At 37.3% G+C, this 19928-nt stretch carries 24 protein-coding genes; 9 read left to right on the forward strand and 15 right to left on the reverse strand.

Annotation, left to right across the window (positions count from 1 at the left end; genetic code table 11):
- Positions 1-81: 81 nt before the first annotated feature.
- Positions 82-2256 (forward strand): 5'-nucleotidase C-terminal domain-containing protein, encoded by a 2175-nt coding sequence (locus AB9L17_RS21200; RefSeq protein WP_254660200.1) that lies wholly within the window; start codon positions 82-84, stop codon positions 2254-2256.
- A 45-nt stretch (positions 2257-2301) separates the two neighbouring features.
- Here AB9L17_RS21200 and AB9L17_RS21205 read toward each other — a convergent pair whose 3' ends face one another.
- Positions 2302-3132 carry an aldo/keto reductase gene (locus tag AB9L17_RS21205; protein ID WP_068986049.1) on the reverse strand — a complete coding sequence of 277 codons (831 nt, stop codon included), beginning with the start codon at positions 3130-3132 and terminating at the stop codon, positions 2302-2304.
- Positions 3133-3216: 84 nt separating this feature from the next.
- A complete protein-coding gene (locus tag AB9L17_RS21210; RefSeq protein ID WP_175401801.1) occupies positions 3217-3393 on the reverse strand; it encodes a hypothetical protein in 177 nt (58 codons plus the stop codon).
- A 424-nt stretch (positions 3394-3817) separates the two neighbouring features.
- Here AB9L17_RS21210 and AB9L17_RS21215 point away from each other — a divergent pair, with 424 nt between their 5' ends.
- The 3 genes from AB9L17_RS21215 to AB9L17_RS21225 all read left to right on the forward strand — a co-directional run bounded on the left by AB9L17_RS21215 (position 3818) and on the right by AB9L17_RS21225 (position 5167).
- Complete coding sequence (locus tag AB9L17_RS21215) at positions 3818-4663, forward strand: VOC family protein (RefSeq protein ID WP_375199763.1); 846 nt, start codon at positions 3818-3820, stop codon at positions 4661-4663.
- A gap of 87 nt (positions 4664-4750) precedes the next feature.
- A complete protein-coding gene (locus AB9L17_RS21220) occupies positions 4751-4918 on the forward strand; it encodes a hypothetical protein (RefSeq protein WP_375199764.1) in 168 nt (55 codons plus the stop codon).
- An 18-nt stretch (positions 4919-4936) separates the two neighbouring features.
- A complete protein-coding gene (locus AB9L17_RS21225; protein WP_375199765.1) occupies positions 4937-5167 on the forward strand; it encodes a hypothetical protein in 231 nt (76 codons plus the stop codon).
- 170 nt (positions 5168-5337) lie between these two features.
- Here the strand turns inward: AB9L17_RS21225 and trmL are convergent, their stop codons facing one another.
- Both trmL and queG read right to left on the reverse strand, forming a co-directional pair.
- Complete coding sequence (gene trmL / locus AB9L17_RS21230) at positions 5338-5811, reverse strand: tRNA (uridine(34)/cytosine(34)/5-carboxymethylaminomethyluridine(34)-2'-O)-methyltransferase TrmL (RefSeq protein ID WP_068986052.1); 474 nt, start codon at positions 5809-5811, stop codon at positions 5338-5340.
- A gap of 14 nt (positions 5812-5825) precedes the next feature.
- Positions 5826-6956, reverse strand: coding sequence for a tRNA epoxyqueuosine(34) reductase QueG (gene queG, locus AB9L17_RS21235; protein ID WP_068986053.1), 1131 nt, complete (start codon positions 6954-6956; stop codon positions 5826-5828).
- Positions 6957-7015: 59 nt separating this feature from the next.
- On the opposite strand from queG, the gene AB9L17_RS21240 reads away from it, so the two are divergent.
- Both AB9L17_RS21240 and AB9L17_RS21245 read left to right on the forward strand, forming a co-directional pair.
- Positions 7016-7705, forward strand: coding sequence for a B3/B4 domain-containing protein (locus AB9L17_RS21240; protein ID WP_223553776.1), 690 nt, complete (start codon positions 7016-7018; stop codon positions 7703-7705).
- 14 nt (positions 7706-7719) lie between these two features.
- Entirely contained in the window at positions 7720-8229 is a 510-nt protein-coding gene (locus AB9L17_RS21245; RefSeq protein ID WP_375199766.1) for a hypothetical protein, read from the forward strand.
- Positions 8230-8330: 101 nt separating this feature from the next.
- Here AB9L17_RS21245 and AB9L17_RS21250 read toward each other — a convergent pair whose 3' ends face one another.
- Both AB9L17_RS21250 and AB9L17_RS21255 read right to left on the reverse strand, forming a co-directional pair.
- Complete coding sequence (locus AB9L17_RS21250) at positions 8331-8963, reverse strand: hypothetical protein (protein ID WP_068986056.1); 633 nt, start codon at positions 8961-8963, stop codon at positions 8331-8333.
- Between the two features lie 431 nt (positions 8964-9394).
- On the reverse strand, positions 9395-9733 hold the full coding sequence (locus tag AB9L17_RS21255; protein ID WP_068986057.1) for a hypothetical protein: 339 nt from the start codon (positions 9731-9733) through the stop codon (positions 9395-9397).
- Positions 9734-10406: 673 nt separating this feature from the next.
- Between AB9L17_RS21255 and AB9L17_RS21260 the strand changes: the two genes are divergently transcribed.
- Positions 10407-11993, forward strand: a complete 1587-nt coding sequence (locus tag AB9L17_RS21260) for a catalase (protein ID WP_375199767.1) — start codon at positions 10407-10409, stop codon at positions 11991-11993.
- Positions 11994-12041: 48 nt separating this feature from the next.
- Here the strand turns inward: AB9L17_RS21260 and AB9L17_RS21265 are convergent, their stop codons facing one another.
- Positions 12042-12896: a S66 peptidase family protein gene (locus tag AB9L17_RS21265; RefSeq protein WP_375199768.1), complete on the reverse strand. Its 855-nt coding sequence runs from the start codon at positions 12894-12896 to the stop codon at positions 12042-12044.
- Positions 12897-13047: 151 nt separating this feature from the next.
- On the opposite strand from AB9L17_RS21265, the gene AB9L17_RS21270 reads away from it, so the two are divergent.
- On the forward strand, positions 13048-13371 hold the full coding sequence (locus tag AB9L17_RS21270; RefSeq protein ID WP_375199769.1) for a hypothetical protein: 324 nt from the start codon (positions 13048-13050) through the stop codon (positions 13369-13371).
- Between the two features lie 25 nt (positions 13372-13396).
- Here AB9L17_RS21270 and nagB read toward each other — a convergent pair whose 3' ends face one another.
- Positions 13397-14110, reverse strand: a complete 714-nt coding sequence (gene nagB, locus AB9L17_RS21275; protein ID WP_223553933.1) for a glucosamine-6-phosphate deaminase — start codon at positions 14108-14110, stop codon at positions 13397-13399.
- A 200-nt stretch (positions 14111-14310) separates the two neighbouring features.
- On the opposite strand from nagB, the gene AB9L17_RS21280 reads away from it, so the two are divergent.
- Positions 14311-15057 carry an arylamine N-acetyltransferase family protein gene (locus AB9L17_RS21280; protein WP_068986061.1) on the forward strand — a complete coding sequence of 249 codons (747 nt, stop codon included), beginning with the start codon at positions 14311-14313 and terminating at the stop codon, positions 15055-15057.
- Positions 15058-15120: 63 nt separating this feature from the next.
- On the opposite strand, the gene AB9L17_RS21285 is transcribed toward AB9L17_RS21280, so the two are convergent.
- The 7 genes from AB9L17_RS21285 to AB9L17_RS21315 form a co-directional block, all read right to left on the reverse strand.
- Complete coding sequence (locus AB9L17_RS21285) at positions 15121-15354, reverse strand: hypothetical protein (protein WP_068986062.1); 234 nt, start codon at positions 15352-15354, stop codon at positions 15121-15123.
- Positions 15355-15821: 467 nt separating this feature from the next.
- Entirely contained in the window at positions 15822-16103 is a 282-nt protein-coding gene (locus AB9L17_RS21290; protein ID WP_068986063.1) for a hypothetical protein, read from the reverse strand.
- 177 nt (positions 16104-16280) lie between these two features.
- A complete protein-coding gene (locus tag AB9L17_RS21295) occupies positions 16281-16967 on the reverse strand; it encodes an ABC transporter ATP-binding protein (protein ID WP_068986064.1) in 687 nt (228 codons plus the stop codon).
- Position 16968: 1 nt separating this feature from the next.
- On the reverse strand, positions 16969-18003 hold the full coding sequence (locus AB9L17_RS21300) for an ABC transporter permease (protein ID WP_068986065.1): 1035 nt from the start codon (positions 18001-18003) through the stop codon (positions 16969-16971).
- Between the two features lie 574 nt (positions 18004-18577).
- Positions 18578-19138, reverse strand: coding sequence for an RNA 2',3'-cyclic phosphodiesterase (thpR, locus tag AB9L17_RS21305; protein ID WP_068986066.1), 561 nt, complete (start codon positions 19136-19138; stop codon positions 18578-18580).
- Positions 19139-19228: 90 nt separating this feature from the next.
- Positions 19229-19357, reverse strand: coding sequence for a hypothetical protein (locus tag AB9L17_RS21310; RefSeq protein ID WP_263297449.1), 129 nt, complete (start codon positions 19355-19357; stop codon positions 19229-19231).
- Between the two features lie 63 nt (positions 19358-19420).
- Entirely contained in the window at positions 19421-19864 is a 444-nt protein-coding gene (locus tag AB9L17_RS21315) for a hypothetical protein (protein ID WP_068986067.1), read from the reverse strand.
- Positions 19865-19928 lie beyond the last annotated feature (64 nt).

Below are 19928 nucleotides of genomic sequence, written 5' to 3' on the forward strand. Positions count from 1 at the left end.
TGGTAATGACGATGGATTTCTTTCATGATAGAATAGAGTAAATTGTCAGTCATCTGACATATTATGAGGAGGAATTTATTGATGAAATGGGTTAAAAGCATTGCTGCAACAACTCTAGCTGCAAGTTTACTAGCTACACCCGGTTTTGCTGCACACGCTGCAGAAACAACACCAACAGCTAAGAAGGATGATTTCAAGTTAACAATTCTACACTCTAATGATACGCATGCACACGTTGAAGCTGCTCCACAGCGTGCAACAAAAGTAAAAGAACTTCGTGCTGCAAATCCAAACTCACTTCTTTTAGATGCTGGTGATGTTTTCTCTGGTACTCTCTACTTCAATCAATTTTCTGGAGAAGTTGATATGAAGTTAATGAACTCTATGGGCTACGATGCAATGGTATTTGGTAACCATGAGTTCGATTTAGGCTCAAGCCCAGAAGGACATGCTGCACTTGCGAAATTTGTTAAGGGAGCAGATTTCCCATTACTAGGGGCTAACTTAGATTTCTCAAAAGATTCTTTATTTGACGGGTTACAATTCCAAACAGTTACAAAAGACTTTGAAAAAGGTAAAATTTATAACGGTATTATTAAAGAAGTCGATGGTGAAAAAGTAGGTATTTTCGGTTTAACAACTGAAGAAACACCTTCCATTTCAAGCGTTGCTAATGTTCAATTTGCAAACTATATTGACTCTGCGAAAAAAACAGTAGCAGAATTTGAAAAACAAGGTGTGAACAAAATTATCGCACTAACACATTTAGGCTTTGATGATTCAAAAGATTTCGATAACGATCAATTACTAGCTTCAACTGTAGAAGGTATTGATGTAATCGTAGGTGGTCATACACATACAAAATTAGACAAGCCTGTGAAAGCAGAAACATCATTCAAGGATCCTACAATTATCGTTCAAACAGGTCAATATAGCGAAAATTTAGGTGAACTAGATTTAACATTCAACGATAACGGTGCAGTTGTTGACTATTTTGGTCAATTACATGCTTTAAATGATAAAGAAAAACCAGTAGCAGCAGATCCAGAGGCAGCTAAACTTTTAGCTCCATATTCTGAAAAAATTACTGCAGTTAAACAACAATCAACAGGCAATACTGCTGTGTCGACACTAGATGGCAAACGTGGTCTTTGGGGCGTACGTGCTGGCGAAACTAATCTTGGTAACTTAATTACTGATGGTATGCTTGCGGGTGCAAAGAAAATTGATCCAGAAGTACAATTTGCATTCCAAAATGGCGGTGGTATCCGTGCAAGTATTGACACAGGAGATATCACTGTTGGTGAAGTCATGACAGTTATGCCATTCGGTAATGCGCTTGGTATCGTAAAATTAACGGGTGCCGAAATCTACGAAATTGTAGAACATAGTGTAAAAGAGTTCCCGAAAGAATTCGGTGGCTTCTTACACTTCTCAGGTTTACAAGTAGAGTTTGATGGCAAAGCACCAGCTGGTAAACGTGTAAAATCTATTAAATTAAATGGTAAAGAGCTAGATAAAGCAGCATACTATAAAGCTGCAACAAATACATTTACTGCTAAAGGTGGAGACGGCTACGAAACACTTGCAAAAGTATATGCTGATGGTCGTGTAAGTGAACCTGGTACAATTGACTATGAAATGTTTATCCAACACTTAGATACACTGAAAAAAGTTGATCCAAAAGTAGAAGGTCGTATTATTGCCACAATTCCATTTACGGATATTGCAAAAGGTTCGGAAACAGAAGGCTATGTTCGTGATCTTTATTACCGTGATTTAACAAAAGGTACTTCTGCAACAACATATTCACCAAACGCAAACTTAACTCGTGCTCAAGCTGCATCATTTATCTCACGTGCATTACATCTTGAAGCTAAAGGTCAAGCAACATTCACGGATATTGCTAAATTAAATCCTGCAACACAAAAAGAAATTACAGCACTTGCTGAGGCTGGAATTGTACAAGGTGTAAATGGTAAATTCAATCCTGATGCAAAAGTAACTCGTGCTCAACTTGCATTAATGTTTGCTCGTGCATACGACCTACAACATGATGCAAAAACTGGTTTAAAAGCTGATTTCAGTGATATTTCTAAATACGACGCTGAAACACAAAATGCTATCGCACTTATGAAAGACTTAAAGATTGTTAGCGGCGCAAACGGCAAATTTATGCCTGGTAACAACGCTACACGTGCACATATGGCAAAAATGCTTTCTAACTACATTCCTTATGTAAAAGAATCTAAATAATATTATTAAGAATCCCGCTTCTCTAATTAGAGAGCGGGATTTCTATTAGAAATTAAATTTAAAATGATCTGGGTCCTGCCCAAATCGTTCATTGCGATTTAACGCAGCCATTTTATCCATTTGCGCTACTGTTAATTCGAAATCGAAAACCTGTGCGTTTTCCTCAATACGACTAGGTGTAACAGATTTCGGAATAACAAGTGTATCATTTTGTAAATGCCAGCGAAGCACTACCTGTGCAGCTGTCTTCCCTATTTCGCGCCCAATTTCCATAATCGTTGGATGATCAAGGACACCACCACGACCTAATGGAGACCATGCCGTAACAGCAATTCCATGCTCGCTACAATATGCTCTTAATGCGTCTTGCTGTAGATATGGATGCACCTCTACTTGGTTAACCATTGGTGCAATATTTGCTTTGGCTAATAACTTTTGCAAATGATGCTCATGGTGATTTGAGACACCTGTTGCACGAATTAATTTTTCATCATATAAACGTTCAATTGCTCTATACGTTTCTTCAAATGTTTCTGGTACTGCCCAATGAGTTAAATATAAATCTAAATAATCCATATTTAACTTTTTCAATGAGACTTCAAATGCTCGTAATGTTTCATCATAGCCTTGGTCATTATTCCAGACCTTTGTCGTCACAAAAATATCCTCACGTTTAACGCCTGAATGACGAATAGCTTCGCCCACCTCAGCCTCATTACCATAAAGAGAAGCCGTATCAATAGCTCGGTAGCCAAATTTAAGAGCTATATCAATGGCATTCAAAGTTTCATCACGCTCTGTCATTTTATAGACACCTAAGCCAAAGCGAGGCATTTCCACACCATTTGCTAACGTTTTTGTTGAATGTAAATTCAAAAATAACAACCCCTTTCTTTTCCTAGTTCCATTATACAAAAAATTGGTTTTAAGAAATATAAGGAAAATTTTCGGGGCAATTTCTTATTGTTTTTTTGCTTTCTCTTCAAGATCATCTACTTGGATAGGATCTGGAATTCGATCGTCTTCCGCAAGCTCCAGACCATCACGTAAATGCTCCATTTGCTTTCCTAAATCCTTTAAATCTTGAAAGTTTCTAGCCATTGTACCGTTTTCGATATTCGGAACCTTTTTTTCCATTATCATCACCTCTCTTATAGTTTTCCCGAAATAGTTATTTCTGAACCATTTCTGACATATTTTATTCCGCTATGTCGTTTCATTTTTATAGTAGATAGGCTATACTAAGTGGAGATGTCTTTATAAACATGAGGAGGGTTCTTCCATGAGTTTACTATTAATTATTGGTGTAACTGTAGCGTTCTTAGCTGCTATTTTCACTGCTGGTTACGAAGGCGACTACAGAGCAGACAAATAATACCTCAAGAAATCACTAAGCATGCATATGCTTAGTGATTTTCTTTTTTTTGAGAAGGATCTCGTCAGTTACTTCTCTTTTTTTGGAACAATATAATTACTTGACTTTCAACACTTTATAAAATAAACTTACTTACATAAAGTAACTTAATAATTAAATACAACTTATATTTGGAGGTAATCTACTATGCATTTTCATGAAAAACCTAACACATATGTTACAAATGTTGAAATTAAAGTGAGTGATTTACAACGTTCATTAACTTATTATCAGAAGGTAATTGGCTTTAAAGTTTTACATCAGGAATCTCATAAAGCAACTTTAACAGCAGATGGCAAAACGGCTTTACTAACAATCGTCCAACCCGAAACAGTGGAAGAAAAAACGAGCTTAACAACTGGACTCTATCACTTTGCAATTTTATTGCCTACTCGTCGTGATTTAGCCAATATCATTTCTCATTTCCATAACAACGGCGTGTACTTCGGAGCATCCGACCATGATGTAAGTGAAGCATTATATTTAAATGATCCTGATAAAAACGGCATCGAGGTTTATGTTGATCGCCCTGAAAGTGAATGGACTTGGCATTTCGACCAAGTTCATATGGTTACTGAACCTCTTAAAATTTACTCTATATTAGAGGAAGGTGATGGTAGATGGAATGGTCTGCCTACTAATACGGTTATGGGGCATATTCATTTATCAGTATCTAATTTAGCTGCCGCAGAGGAATTTTATACAAAGGGATTAGGATTTGAGGTTGTCACTCGCTACGGTGCACAAGCATTATTTATCTCAACTGGCCGCTATCACCATCATATCGGTTTAAACACTTGGCACTCTGAAAACGCATCAAAGCTTGGTGAAAATATGGTTGGCTTAAAAACATTTTCACTGCGTCTAGACAATGAAGAACAAGCAGCAACAATAAAAGAAAATCTTCGTGCAATTGGTGCACCGGTTACTAATATAGATGGAGGATTCCAAACAGAGGATCCAGCAGGTAATGTTGTTTTATTGAAATTTTAAAAGTGGTGCGGGTCTTTCCGTCAGTCAGTTTGAGGATTGTATCCGTCGCTTGACGTGCTTTCCGTCGCTTGACGGGCTTTCCGTCACTTGACGGGTTCTTTCCGTCGCTTGCGAAGTTCTTTCCGTCACTTGACGGGTTCTTTCCGTCGCTTGACGGGCTTTCCGTCGCTTGACGGGTTCTTTCCGTCGCTTGCGAAGTTCTTTCCGTCACTTGATGGGTTCTTTCCGCCGCTTGACGGGCTTTCCGTCGCTTGACGGGTTTCCTTCCGTCGCTTGACGGGTTCTTTCTGTCGCTTGCAAAGTTCTTTCCGTCGCTTGACGGTTTCTTTCCGTCGCTTGCGATGTTCTTTCCGTCGCTTGACGGGCTTTCCGTCGCTTGCGGAGTTCTTTCCGTCACTTGCGATGTTCTTTCCGTCACTTGCGATGTTCTTTCCGTCGCTTGACGGGTTCTTTCTGTCGCTTGCGGAGTTCTTTCCGTCGCTTGACGGGCTTTCCGTCACTTGACGGGTTCTTTCCGTCACTTGACGGGTTCTTTCCGTCGCTTGCGATGTTCTTTCCGTCGCATGTAGAAATAAAATTTAAAAATTTCACATCAGAAAAGCGCGAGAAATCAATGTTTCTAAATTGATTTCCCGCGCTTTTGAGGTTTTGACCAGTTATGTCTCAGCCTCTTTTTAATTTAACCCTGGGTATCCCTGTTGACGCAACGCTTCATAAATAACAATTGCTGCTGTATTCGATAAATTAAGTGAACGTACATGGTCACTCTGTGGAATGCGTAAGCACATTTCTCGACGCTCATACGCAAAATCCTTTGGCAGGCCAGTCGTTTCTTTTCCAAACATAAAGTAAATATCACGATCTTTATCACTAAAATCATGTGTCGTAAATGGCTCTTCACTATATGTCTCAATTAAATAAACGTCGCCATTTTTTGATGCCTCTAAAAAATCTTCTAGTGAATCATGATACACGACATTAACACTATGCCAATAATCCAAGCCCGCACGCTTTAGCATTTTATCGTCTGTAGAAAAGCCTAGAGGGCGGATTAAATGTAATGAGGTATTTGTTCCAGCACATGTGCGTGCAATATTTCCTGTATTCGCTGGAATTTCTGGTTGATATAAAACGATATGCAATGGCATAACGATACACTTCCTTAACTGAAAAATTGTAAACCTTTGTTAATCTCAACGAGTACTTCCTCGTCTTGTTCTTTTACTTTTGCTTCAAGTAATGCAGATTGTGCCTGCTCCCCGCCGATTTTACCTAAAGCCCACGCTGCCGTTCCTCGAATAACAGGTCGTTCGTCCTTTTTAAGAAGTGCTACTAAATCTGGTACAGCCGCTTCCTCTTTAAAATGTGCAAGTGCCAAAATAGCATTGCGTTGAATAGGCTTCTTCCCCCGCCATGAACCTGAGACATGTCCAAACTTTTCTTTAAAGTCACGATTTGAAATCGTTAAAAGTGGCACTAGTAGTGGCTTTGCTAGCTCTGGATCAGGCTTAAATTCCTCGTGTATCCAGTTAATCTTTCCTTTATTTTTTGGACATACGGTCTGGCACGTATCACAGCCATACAAACGATTACCAATATGACTACGAAACTCATCAGGCAATGTTCCTTTCGTTTGCGTTAAAAAGGCTATACAACGTTGAGAATTTAGCTGTCCCCCTTCGATTAACGCACCTGTTGGACAAACATCTAAACATAAACGGCAATCTCCACATTCATCCTCCATAGGCTTATCAGGTGCGAAGGGTATATTCGTAATAAGCTCTCCCAAATAGACATAGGAACCAAACTCAGGCGTAATAATCGAGCAGTTTTTCCCGCCCCAGCCTATTCCTGCGCGTTCCGCTACTGCCCTATCCACAAGTGCACCTGTATCCACCATTGATTCAATGCGTACACCTTCTATTCGCGCTTCAAGCCAAGCAGATAATAATTTTAGTCGCTCACGTAATGCTGTATGATAATCGACACCCCATGAAGCGCGGCAAAAAATCCCACGCCTTGCTCCCTTCTTGCCAACAGGTGCATTTTGCATACGCGACGGATAGGCTACAGCTATCGCCACAATACTTTCTGCTCCCTCCAACAATTGTAGGGGTTCGGTACGTTTTTCAATATCGCTTTCTTCAAAGCCCGACTGATAGCCAAGCTCTTGTTGGCGGCGCAGTCGATTTTTTAATTCTGTAAATGGAGCTGCTGTTGTAAAGCCAATTTTATCTACACCAATGGACATTGCATACGCCACAAATTCACGTTGTAGGTCATGTATGTTCATTTTATTTCCAACTCCTTACATGGTACAATAATTGAAATAAACAAAGTAGGTGATGTTTTATGGAAATTTCAATTAATCAATCTCTATTGACACAACATCCCGAGCTAAAAATCGGCATTATTCATTATACCAAAATTGTCGTTGCAGAATCGCCTCAAATGATTAAAGGCCGCATGCAATTGTATCAGGAAAATCTCTATTTAGAAATGCAAGATAATCCTGTAACACAACGTGACGGTATCGCAGAATGGCGACAATTATGGAAAAAACTTGGCGCTGATCCTAATCGTTATCGTCACTCAGCAGAAAGCTTAATGCGCAGAATTAGTAAGCAAAATTATTTAACACCGCTTCACTCTGGTGTTGATTTAAATAACTTCTTCTCCTTGCAATATGAAATTCCGGTAGGCTTATATGATACAGCTAAACTAAAAGGGAATATAGACATTGCACTTGGCAACGAGGAAACTGGCTATGAGGGCTTAAATGGGCGTTTTAATTCATTAAAAAATATCCTCTATAGCGGTGATGCTGAAGGAGCATTTGGGTCACCATTTGTCGATTCTAAACGTACGTCTGTTTCAGAAGAAACGACTGAGGCTCTACATATTTTCTACCTTCGCCCATCACTGTCAGAAGAAAATGCGGAAGAACTTCTTGCATCTGCTGGCAAAATGTTTAACCAAATTCATGGCGGCGATTATAAAATAGCCTTATTATCAAACGCAGCACCATCTACTACATTGTAAAAGGACGTGTTTTCATGATTAATCTTGCAGAAGCCGTTAAGCTAAAAAGTATTTTATCAAAAAAAATTCAGGAGCTTGTTAGCGAATTACATCGTAGCGCTTTCGTAACTATTGAAAAAGGACAAGCACCCAAAACAAGTAATCGTGCAATGAACGTAATTGAAGCTGAATTAGCTCAAGTACGTCTCGATGTTCGTACATTGGATCGTTTAGTATATGAAGCAAATATAAAAAACTCAGTAGACTTTAAAGGCGGAAAACTAGCTTTAGTTGAAGCGATTGAGCTCGCAACTCAACTTCGTGCAGATGCCGAACTTTGCAAACATTTTAGTATGCACGAAAAAGAGAGTTTACGCATGGGTTATGGTGAAAATACAATGCTTTATGAAATTGCTATGTATGAACCAGATGAGTACCGTGAACGTGCGATTACACTTGAAAAAGATGCACATAAATTATCGAATCTTATCAATGCAAAGAATTATAGTGTTGAAATCAATTTCGATGATTCACGTTACTTCTAATCAGGTCGTAAAATACTGCAATAAAAAAGCATCCTTTTTGAACTGTACCCCAATTGTGTTTAACAATTGGGGATGTAGCTCATTTAGAGATGCTTTTTGTATTACTTTGTTAAATCATAATTAAATTCAAATTTTCCTGAATCGATATCAGTAAATAGACTAGTTACCTTATAATTAGAATCCGTATATGAATGAGTGCTTTTCTTCTGCTCAGCTAAATTAATTGATTCACTGAATTTATCTAAATCTAATCCTAGTACTTGAGTAACTAATACAGCAGAAGTTATTCCTTCCTCCCATTGATTTCCCTCTTCGCTTCTTTCTTTTGCTGGAAGTCCTTCTACAGAAACATTATAGCCAATTATTTTTTTATCCTTATTATATTTAGCAACTAATTTGTAATGGCCTTCATATTTTTTAAAATCAGCATCAAATAGGATTTGTGAGAAAATATCTTTCTCTTTATTTAGTTCACTAGTTATTGGTTCTGTAATCTTCACTAATTCTACTTCTTGAACCTGTTTAAATGCATCAACGCTAGCATTGTATTCTTTAGCAAACTTTTCAACTGTAGCTTTTGTTTCAGAATCAACTTCTTCAAATTTTACAGAAACGACTTTCTCTTCCTTTACGACCTCTTCTTTTTTTACATTTTCTTCTTTTTTCTTCTCTGTTCCTTCTCCAGAACATCCAACTAGCATAACGGCTAGTAGTAATAATAAAACTTTCTTCATTACCTTAATTCCCTCCAAATGCATATCCTTTATAATTGTACGTTATTAGATTTAACGAAACAGAATTATAGCGCGAAAATCCCTAAATTAACATTTCGTATAACCTTATTACAATTCTTACAAATTAAGGTGTTTATTACTACCATAATCATTCGTCATTTTTCGACATTTTATAAAATTAAGGGATTTATGTTGCTTATTGAACTAACTAACACTGGTATTTTTTAAAAGTCCAAATGCTATTATAATTAAATTAGCATTTATATGCTATCGAAGTAATACAAAAAAATTACTTTTACAAATAGACAAAAACCCCCCATCATGAACAGCATCTCCAATCATTAGTTAGTGTCAAACAATTGAGGTGTAGTTCATCACGAAGAGGTCTCTATAGGATTTATTCAATTAAAGCTCCTGTTTTAGTTTATAATTTAAGTTTCGCTTGGCGGAATTATTCCCCAAACAAGTAGAACAAAGAATACTAATCCAATTAAAAAGAAGATAAATGAAGCAGTAAATACTGGACCTATTGTATAAGTGAAGCGTTCTCTTTTCTGAATAATACCTGTTCTCCCACTAACTTGTGAAGCAAATAACCTAGACATTGCTCCACCACTACTTGAAAAGTAAAACGTTCCTCCAGCAAAAGCCATACCAGTAAAAAACATTACTTCGATGAATCTTACAGAGAAAAATGAGGCAATAAAATACGTAATAATAACTTCTAGAATAAATGTCACTATCATCACAGTTATATTTTTCCTACTCATATAATCCCTCCTACTCTTCAGATTTAATGTTCCTTACTATGTATACGATTGAGTTGAATCAAAGTTCCATCTTTTACTAAATTAGCCAGTTCTTTTTTGAAATTTCCAGCAAATATTTTGCTAGTCGTTTAAATTCAAGATTTGCTTTTGCTGAAATTTTAAGGTGGGAGTCTTGTACTTGACGCTTTGCTTTCGGTACAGATAAATTATTGCCCGTTAATACGGGGTAAATGAAGGCTTTTCATATCACTTGAAACTGTATACAATAGATTTATGGGGTCGATGAGACTTCATATTGAATTGGATGTGCTGTTTTCAAAACTAGCTTTTGGTGCTAACTTAACTAAACCAATGACAAGTTACCTGTTACTGTATGACCAATGACTAATAACCAACTATAAGCAATGGCCATACTCAAACAACTTACAATTATTTGAAAACGCCATCCAAATAGCTCTCTTACATCTTGTGTGTAGGAGAGCTTTTTAAAAGGTGCGGTAGAAAGACTAAATTTAAAATAAAATCAATTTATTAGACCATTGTTTATGGTATGAAAACCCCTAATAAAAGCATTCTTTAACTCTCTTCCACCTCATGTGAAGGAGAGTTTTTTCATGTCTATTTGTTCACTAACATGTACACAATGGATATATGTAAAGAAAGGGGTTAAACAATGACAAAACAACATGATTCAACAAACGAGCATGACATGACTTTGACAAATCGACAAGGGCACCCTATTACTAACAATCAGAATATACGAACTGTCAGTAATCGTGGACCTGCAACACTTGAAAACTATGATTTTATAGAGAAAATAAGTCACTTTGACCGTGAAAGAGTTCCTGAGCGTGTTGTACATGCCCGAGGTGCAGGGGCACATGGCTACTTTGAGACATACGGTGTTGTTGGGGATGAGCCTATTTCTAAGTATACAAGAGCAAAAGTATTTCAGGATAAGGGGAAGCAGACGCCAGTTTTTGTGCGCTTCTCAACAGTTATTCACGGCAGCCATTCACCGGAAACATTACGTGATCCACGAGGCTTTGCTGTAAAGTTCTATACTGAGGATGGTAACTGGGATTTAGTCGGCAATAATTTAAAAATCTTCTTTATCCGTGATGCCATGAAATTCCCTGATATGATTCACGCTTTTAAGCCTGATCCCATTACAAATATTCAAGACGTCGAACGTTTTTTTGATTTCTGTGCAAGCTCTCCAGAAACCTTCCATATGGTGACATTCGTTTATTCGCCTTGGGGTATTCCAGCTAACTATCGAATGATGCAAGGTTCTGGTGTTAATACGTATAAATGGGTTAATAGTGAAGGTAAAGCGGTATTAGTAAAATACCATTGGGAGCCACTACAGGGCATTAAAAACTTAACACAAAAAGAAGCGGAAGAAATCCAAAAGAAAAACTTCAATCATGCCACACAGGATTTATACGACGCGATTAAAAACGGTGATTATCCTGAATGGGAATTAAACGTACAAATTATGGAGGATGGGCCACATCCCGAGCTCGATTTTGATCCACTAGATGATACGAAGCTTTGGCCTAATGATCAATTCCCATGGTATCCAGTTGGTAAGATGGTGTTAAATAAAAATCCAGAAGATTATTTTGCTGAGGTTGAACAGGCTGCTTTCGGTACAGGTGTGCTTGTGGACGGATTGGATTTCTCGGATGATAAAATGTTACAGGGTCGTACCTTCTCTTACTCTGATACACAGCGTCATCGTGTAGGTGCGAACTATTTACAGCTTCCTATCAATGCTCCTAAAAAACGAGTAGCAACCAATCAAAACGGTGGTCAAATGATGTACAAGCGTGATTTGGCTCCAGGGCAAAATCCTCATATTAACTATGAGCCGTCGATGTTAAATGGTTTAAAGGAAGCTACTCAAACAGCTAAGGAATATACACCACTAGTGGAAGGCAATCTCGTTAGGGAATCCATTGATCGTCAAAGTAATACGAAGCAAGCTGGAGAAACATATCGCAATTTTGAACAGTGGGAGCGAGATGAACTGCTTGAAAATTTAATTCGTGATTTATCAGTTTGTAATATAGCCATCCAAGAAGCAATGATTTCATTAGCGGAAGAAGCAGATGAAGAATACGGTCGTTTGTTAAAAGAAGGAGTACAAAAAGCCCGAAATGATTCATCTTCATCTAAGCCGCTTGGTAATATTGATGGTGATGAAGCCCCTAAAGAAGCTATAGATAAAGGCCATGGCGCAGAGCCGTATTAATATTCAAAATAAAACGCTCAGCACAATATTACGTGCTGAGCGCTTCTTTTAATGCACACCAGGCAGAATCTTCAGTACCTTTTCCTGTGCATCTAAAATTGCATCTACGCCTAATGGAATTGCAATATTCGTTGAATCATGGCCAATTTTAAAGCCAGCTACAACCGGAACTCCTAAATCCGTAAAATAATCCTTCATTAAAGCAAGTAATGCCGCTTCATCCGCTCCTGTTTGCGTAAAGGAACCAATAACAACACCGGCTAACTGCTCAAGCTTTCTCGCCTGCTTTAATTGCTGCAGCATCGCATCGATAGTTGGAATAGTTTCTCCAAGCTCCTCAATCAATAAAATTCGACCTTCCGTACTAACTTCAAATTTTGTACCTAATGTGTTAAGGAGGCGACGTAAATTTCCACCAATAATCTCACCGCGAGCTACACCAGGTACAATCGTTGTTAATGGGGAAATATCCTCCGTATACTGTAATTCCATCGGAGAAAATAGCTGTAAAAACATTTTCTTTGATAAATCATCTATTCTTCCCACAGACATAAGTAACGGTCCATGAAACGTCACTAAATTAGCATATTCGTTAATCGCGCAATGTAAATATGTAAGATCAGAAAAGCCCCAGAAGACTTTTGGATTTTCCTCAAGTAGTCCGTAGTCAATCTTTTCCGCAATGCGTGCAGAGCCATAGCCCCCCTTAACACAAAAAATTGCCTTCACCTCTGGATTTCTCACCATTTCATGAAAATCAGCTAGACGTTCTTCGTCGCTACCTGCTAGATAATCATGCTTTGCCTGAATGGTATCCCCAATTATATAGTTTAGCCCTAATTCTTCAAGAAAGGCTATAGCATCTCCTAGCTTTTCAGGCTGTGCTGGACTAGATAAAGCCACAAGACCTACTGTGTCGCCCCTTTGTAAATGTGGTACGGTGCTTTTTCACCTTAACCCCTCCTATAAGTTTTTCTTATTCTAGCATATAGAAACTATTGTAGCATTGATTAATGGCGAAGCTAATATCTATGACAGCTAAATTCCTGGGTGAATGCTCCTTCTTTGGCGGGCTATTCACAACTTTAGCTGCTCTATCCATGATTTTGCCAGTTCTATCCACGATTTTGCCTGTTCTATCCACGATTTTGCCTGTCCTATCCACGACTTTGACTGTCCTATCCGTCGCTTTGAGGATTCCTTCCGTCGCTTTGGCCATTCTATCCGTCACTTCGCTGGTCCTATCCGTCGCTCCGATTCTTCTATCCGTCGCCCTGACTTCAATCCATCACTAGAGTTCTTCTACCAGACGCTTTCGCCCCCTATCCATCACTCTATCCGCCTCTTCAAATACAAAATAAATAAGCGTAGACTTTAAATAATATAAAGTCTACGCTTATTTTTTATTTTGTTCCGCCGTATATAACCGTTACATTTGAATGGTTTAATAATTGACTTGCTGGGAAATCTTCCGTCACAATACCACTTTTTAATTTTTCGATAGCTTCTAGTTTCTTCTCACCAAATGCAATCAACACGATTTCTTTCGCATTCATAATAGAGTGAATGCCCATTGTAATAGCATGTGTTGGTACATCTTTGAAGTCATCAAAATAAATTGCATTTTCAGTACGTGTAGATTCAGTTAGCTCTACAATATTAGTTAGTGAATCAAAAGGTGTGCCCGGTTCATTAAAGCCAATATGTCCGTTTACGCCAATACCCAGAAGCTGTAAATCAATTCCTCCCGCTTCCTTGATGCGAGCATCGTATGCTACACACTCAGTATCTAACTCCTCAGCCTTACCATTTGGTAAATGTATATTTTCTTCCTTAATATCCACATGATTGAATAAATTCTCATGCATGAATGTCCAATAGCTTGCTGGACTTGATTGATCGAGACCAACATATTCGTCTAAGTTAAAAGTAATAACGTCGCTAAAAGATATAGTTCCAGCTTGTTGGCGTTTCACTAATTCCTTATACATCCCAACAGGAGAACCACCCGTTGCTAATCCTAAAATACTTGCCGACTTCACTTGTAATTGCTTAGTGAAAATATCCGCTGCTACTTCGCTCATTTCATCGTAAGAATTTACTTCTATCCATGTCATTTTAGTTGTCATAGTCATATATATACCTACCTTGTAATCTTTATTATTAACTAAATTGGTAAATAGTTCACTAAATAGTAGCTAACACTTTAATTTTACTAGTTATCCACCTATTTTTCTATTATTTTCTTTTTGAATATTATACGTGTATTCCCAAGCCATTTCGGTTATGTTATTTAATAAGGAAGTGAGGCGATTTAATGAATTCACAAATACAGCAATATTTGAAACACCTTCTTTTTCAAGGACCTTTAACTGAGCCGTCTATTAAACTACTTGGTCAATTACAAACAAGACATTTATACACCATCCCGTATGAAAACTTGGATGTTGCCTTGAAACAAGACATCTCCTTCTCAATTCCTGATATTTTTCAAAAAATAATTGTTCACAAACGTGGAGGCAATTGCTTTGAGCTAAATATTTTATTTAGCTGGCTACTTCGTGAACTCGGATTTTCTGTGACCAATCGCTACGCACAGTTTTGGCGCAACATTGAAGCAGATACTCCTACCAAAGATGTCCCAATGCATCAGCTCTTGCTTGTTAATTTTGCTGACCAATCCTATATTTCCGATGTTGGTGTAGGTGCATTAGCTCCTTGTAAGCCAGTTCCACTCATTGCTGGGCATTTCCACCGTGAAGGCAATGAACTTTATAAAATTGAACGAGATGATGCGAACGGCTGGATGCTGTACGAACAAACACAACACAATTGGCGTTTACTCTATAGTTTTTTTGATGAGGCTAACGATGCAAAGTTTGCTCCAAGACTTTCTAAACAACAAAATAAAATCGCTATGATTCGTACCCCTCGTGGTCGACATACAATGCTTAACGGCGAATTCCGAATATACGAGGGACACTCCCTAACAACCTATACAACACATAACGAAAAGGAATGGCTACAAGCACTTCAGCGTTTTTTTCATATTTCGTTAGATTAGATACTTCATGACAAAAAGCAAGCCTCCTCGTTACAGGAGACTTGCTTTTCCTATGGCTAACATTTAATTGGCTGTACGATCAACCAGTTCAAAGATAACAACATCGTTGTAAAGCTCCTTAACTAGACCGATACCATCTACAAAGTAATATGTCCATACTCCATCACTGTAAACGGACGTTTCTGCTAAAACAATAACATTATTATAATTAACACCACCTGCTTGGACAGTGCCATCTGTTGCTTTAACAGTATTTTGGACTCCTGAAATTACCCCGCCTTTTATTAATGTAAGCACCGACTGTTTTTGAAACTCCTCGACGGCGAGGCTGGAGCCATCTCCTATATGTAAAAATCACTATTGCAGGCATATACAAAAATAAGCCTTATTTTGTTCAATGCCAATACGTAAAACAATGGATGTTATCTCCTTCTTTACATAGGGCATTAATGAGAATGGACTGTAAAGTAAGCCGAAAAGCTCGATTAACATAACATTTCAGAAAGGCCGTCTTCCTAAGTGGTAAAAAACCGCTATGCATTCTACCCGATCAGGGCAATATATGTGTTTTGTGCGAAAGCGAAGCGTCAGCAACAAGGGTTTTTATGTGCGAAAGCGAAGCGTCAGCCAACAAGGCGTGTTGCTCCTTCCTTCATTTTTCATATACACTTCCTCGTAAATACAATTCGCAGGAGTCTCGCGGCTTTTTACCTTTATATAAAAGATAACTAAAACACAAAATTAATTAACTCCTTAAGTGACAGTTAGCGATCTTCTTCATGCTTCTTATAAATTCCTAAGAGTAATATAATAAGCCCTATGACAAAAATCATTGGGAATAAAAGCATCATAATCGATGTTGCCCAACCATTTCTAACCGTCATTGCATACGTTACGCCAATTAAAAAAGATAAAGATGGGGCAAATGCAATCATCGTGATGGTACCCCAAATAATATATTTGCCTTTCTCCGTCTTTTCTTCGCTTAATTGGAATGCCGCTATTAATCCTACTAATACAATTATTAATGCAATGACAAACGCCATAAAATCACATCCCCTTTTCTTCTACAATATGCTGTATTCGTTAAATGGTTTGGTAACTTTAACACTAAGCTTCTTAAAAATATCCCTGTCATTCATCTAATGCCGTTATTTAATCAAAAAAAATACCACAACCATCATAATTATGGTTGTGGCTCTCTAAAATTTTATGTTCCCGAACTAAAGGGCATCTTGCAAAATGACACCATCGCTCATTTTAATAATACGATCCGTATATGCAAGCATCTCTTCATCATGTGTCACCATTAAAGTAGTAATGTTTAAGGTTTTAGTCAATTCTCTAATTAATAACATAACCTCTTTTGATCTTTTAGAATCCAAACTTGCCGTTGGTTCATCTGCGAACAGAACTTTCGGTTTATGAATAATTGCCCGGGCAATGGCTACACGTTGCTTTTCTCCACCTGATAATGAAGAAGGATAAGAATCTTTCCGATGGTCCATCCCTACTAATTTTAGTATTCGATCGACTTCATTTTTTTGTTCAGACTTCTTTAACTTGGATTCAGAAACATCTAGCATTAACAGTAATTGTTCCTCAACTGTAAGAAAAGGTACAAGGTGTGCGAACTGAAAGACAAATCCAAATTTACTTGCTCGTACTTTTCGAACTTCTTCAGAGCTCATTGAAGTTAAATTGTTATCTTCAAATATAACTTGCCCATCTGATGCAGGCTGAAGTCCGGCAGCTATTGTTAGAAGCGTACTTTTACCAGAGCCCGATGCACCTACCAATGCTATGATTTCTCCTTCTTTTAGAGAAAGGTTTATGCCTTTTAATATTTCTTCTTTTACTTCGCCATTAGTAAACGTTTTTCTAACCTCATCAATTGTAAATAAAGTCATATTAAGCCTCTCCTTGCTGTATCGCTTGTAATGGTTCAATTTTTCTAATTTGAAGTCCTGAAATTGTAGCCCCAATAAATCCAATAATTAGGAATACTATCGACAATTGCGTCGTTGTCGCGATTGTTAAAGTGAAAGGCATCCCTTGTGGCGCTACCATATTAAATGCTTGGCTAAAGGTTACAGACAAAATAAGTGAAATAACTGTAATGATGGCCATCTGTGTCCATATCAATTGGAATATCTTACTTGTTTTCAAACCAATAGCTTTTAAAATTCCGTATAAGCCAATTTTTTGAACGTTCATCATATAGAAGAAGATAGCAAACAGCATCCCACTAATAACTACTAAAAACCAAACAATCATATTTAAAGACATTTGTTCTGCATTATAGCTTGGAATTGTATTAAGAAACGCTTTATTTGAAAATGATTCTAATCCAGCAAATTCTTTTGAAGAATCCCCGTCTGGTACGAAAATCATCTGCATTTCATCAACACGGTAAATTTCTTTATAATCCTCTTCATTAATATAGGCAACAGGTGCATGACTATATTTCTTTTGATCGACAAATCCCTTTACTACAAACTTGCCACTAAATTGATTATTCGTTAATGTATCTCCTACTTTAATTCCTTTATCTTTCATTGAGCTGTCTAAAATGACTTCCTCATGTTTCACATTTTCAAATAAATCTGACTCAGTAGATGTAACAAAGGCAACACTTTGCTGCTTATTGTCCTTATCATTCAAAAAGCCCATTTGTAATGAAAACGCTACTGCATCTTTTTCTTTGCTCAATATTTCGTTTTGTGTACTGCTATCTATTTTTGACAGATTATAAGTTTGATCTGCATCTTCATTCATATAAAATTGTCCTTGCGGCAAATCCTTAATTAGGGCGGCATTATCTTGTGACAATCCATTCGCCAAACCAGAAATAATAAATGTTAAAAAACTAACAAGAAAAACAATTGAACCTAATATTAAAAACCTTACTTTATTTTTCTTAATTTCTTTCCATGCAAGATTCATATTGAACTCCTCCATTCCTTTTTACATCCTTATCATAAAATTCTTAAATGAACGGAAGATGAACTAATTATTAAAAATGAGATCTTTTTAACTTCTTTCAGCAAATGTTTTATGTAGCGAAAGCGAAGCGTCAGCTACAATTGTTTTATGTAACGTAAGTGAAACGGCAGTTACAAATGTTTTATGTAGGGAAAGCGAAGCGTCAGCAGAAATCCCCCACTTCTATAGTGGTGAGATAAATGCGGATTTAATCTACTTTTCATTGCGTATACAAATACTAGCTGAAAGAAGTTAAAGCTTCCGGCGGATGTCACGGAATCGGAAAAGAGTTCATAAAGGATGTTAGCCTAAAATCATCGCATCCATGCGATAACGGCTAACTCCTGCATCACGCAGGCCTAAGCACAAAGCCGATTCCAGACGTAATTATGCAGAAGCATAATTGATCAAAAAAGCTCGTAAACCGTTTCTCTTTTGGTTTACGAGCTGATCTAATATTCATCATTATTATAGTAGTAGGCTTTTTTCCTTTGTCTGTACATTATGCAACCAACCACTTTATACATTTACAAATTTACTGGTCATATAAGTGAATAACTGCCTTTTTATAATATTTCGGGGTTTCTTCTACCCTCGATTCGTACAAAATCACTTCTTTCACTGGAAATTGAGGAAGCTGAAACTCTTCTTTTAGCAATTCTTCGAATAGAAATTTACCGAATGCCTCATCCCATTTTCTCGCAACAGTTATATGTGGTGTAAAAGGCTTCATATCTAATTCAAATCCAGCTTTAATACAATCACGGTATACTATGTCTCTTACAAAACTTAATTGCTCAGATTCGAGCAGATCCCCCCATAAAATTCTTGGATATTCTCTTCTTCCAAAAGTATTGAATCCTTGAATTTTTAATTCGAACGGAGAAACATTCATCAGATTTTTCCTCGTTTCATCCACTACAGTTTGTAATTGCCCTTCATCCGCATGACCTAAAAAAGCCAATGTGATGTGATAATCTTCCCGGTGAACCCATCGTTTAAAATGAAAATCCGTTTTCATTTTTTCACATCTCGCATGAAGAACTGCTTTAATATCTGAAGGAAGTGGAACTGCAATAAAATAATGTCTGTTCATGTTCTTACCCTCTCTATGCATTGTAAATGTAACTTACATCCCTTATCTTAAAGAAATGTAGGAATTCATGTATTATCATCAACCTAAATTTTAAAAGTATACTAAAACTGGCTCATCACCATAACGTGTGATTGATTTCCGTTCCGACTGGGGCGCTTTATTGCTGTCGCTTCGCTTTCGCACAGAGCAGAGCTTCCTGGGACGTCCGATGTTCCCCAAGGAGTCGACCAGCCTCCATTCCAATCTTTAAAATTAAGCCATACTTCAGTAATTCGAATTTTTTTATTCTATATTCAAATCGAAAACAAAAGTTGATTTTCCTTCATTCCATTTTGCAATAACTTCGTAAATATAATATCCTTTTTCCGTTGGAAGGGTTATTTCGTTCTTTTGAATTTCAATATTATCAATTGTACCATCTTCATTCTCCTGATTTACAATTATTGAAGGTGGGTTTTGATCAATTTCAATTTTTATTTTATCTCCCTTTTCAACAGTTAATGTTTCAAATTCTTCTGCTAAGCCATATTTATCAGGTGAATTAAGACTTCGAATTGTAACGTCATCATCTTTCAATTCGAAGTCGCCAATCTGCATCATGTAACCTTCATCATCTACAATAACTCGCCCCACTGGGTTTCCAAAAGAATCGGAATGTGATGAAGGTATTCCGTTACAACCAGCTATAATCATCACAATGAACATTAAATAAAACAAATTTTTCATAGCCACTCCTCCTCAACATCAATCACTATATAATAAAATACCTTTTTTTACATATTTTATCATT

The sequence above is a fragment of the Lysinibacillus sp. RS11 genome, assembly GCF_042019215.1.
In the GTDB taxonomy this organism is placed as follows: domain Bacteria; phylum Bacillota; class Bacilli; order Bacillales_A; family Planococcaceae; genus Lysinibacillus; species Lysinibacillus xylanilyticus_A.

Bases quoted from the DNA above. Each gene is read 5' to 3' on its own strand.
- AB9L17_RS21215 (WP_375199763.1), top strand. From the start codon at position 3,818: ATGCATTTTCATGAAAAACCTAACACATATGTTACAAATGTTGAAATT.
- AB9L17_RS21315 (WP_068986067.1), bottom strand. From the start codon at position 19,864: ATGAAAAATTTGTTTTATTTAATGTTCATTGTGATGATTATAGCTGGT.
- trmL (WP_068986052.1), bottom strand. From the start codon at position 5,811: ATGCCATTGCATATCGTTTTATATCAACCAGAAATTCCAGCGAATACA.
- AB9L17_RS21270 (WP_375199769.1), top strand. From the start codon at position 13,048: ATGCTCCTTCTTTGGCGGGCTATTCACAACTTTAGCTGCTCTATCCAT.
- AB9L17_RS21250 (WP_068986056.1), bottom strand. From the start codon at position 8,963: ATGAAGAAAGTTTTATTATTACTACTAGCCGTTATGCTAGTTGGATGT.
- AB9L17_RS21300 (WP_068986065.1), bottom strand. From the start codon at position 18,003: ATGAATCTTGCATGGAAAGAAATTAAGAAAAATAAAGTAAGGTTTTTA.
- nagB (WP_223553933.1), bottom strand. From the start codon at position 14,110: ATGACATGGATAGAAGTAAATTCTTACGATGAAATGAGCGAAGTAGCA.
- AB9L17_RS21290 (WP_068986063.1), bottom strand. From the start codon at position 16,103: ATGGCGTTTGTCATTGCATTAATAATTGTATTAGTAGGATTAATAGCG.
- AB9L17_RS21200 (WP_254660200.1), top strand. From the start codon at position 82: ATGAAATGGGTTAAAAGCATTGCTGCAACAACTCTAGCTGCAAGTTTA.
- AB9L17_RS21255 (WP_068986057.1), bottom strand. From the start codon at position 9,733: ATGAGTAGGAAAAATATAACTGTGATGATAGTGACATTTATTCTAGAA.
- AB9L17_RS21260 (WP_375199767.1), top strand. From the start codon at position 10,407: ATGACAAAACAACATGATTCAACAAACGAGCATGACATGACTTTGACA.
- AB9L17_RS21240 (WP_223553776.1), top strand. From the start codon at position 7,016: ATGGAAATTTCAATTAATCAATCTCTATTGACACAACATCCCGAGCTA.
- AB9L17_RS21210 (WP_175401801.1), bottom strand. From the start codon at position 3,393: ATGGAAAAAAAGGTTCCGAATATCGAAAACGGTACAATGGCTAGAAAC.
- AB9L17_RS21295 (WP_068986064.1), bottom strand. From the start codon at position 16,967: ATGACTTTATTTACAATTGATGAGGTTAGAAAAACGTTTACTAATGGC.
- thpR (WP_068986066.1), bottom strand. From the start codon at position 19,138: ATGAACAGACATTATTTTATTGCAGTTCCACTTCCTTCAGATATTAAA.
- queG (WP_068986053.1), bottom strand. From the start codon at position 6,956: ATGAACATACATGACCTACAACGTGAATTTGTGGCGTATGCAATGTCC.
- AB9L17_RS21245 (WP_375199766.1), top strand. From the start codon at position 7,720: ATGATTAATCTTGCAGAAGCCGTTAAGCTAAAAAGTATTTTATCAAAA.
- AB9L17_RS21280 (WP_068986061.1), top strand. From the start codon at position 14,311: ATGAATTCACAAATACAGCAATATTTGAAACACCTTCTTTTTCAAGGA.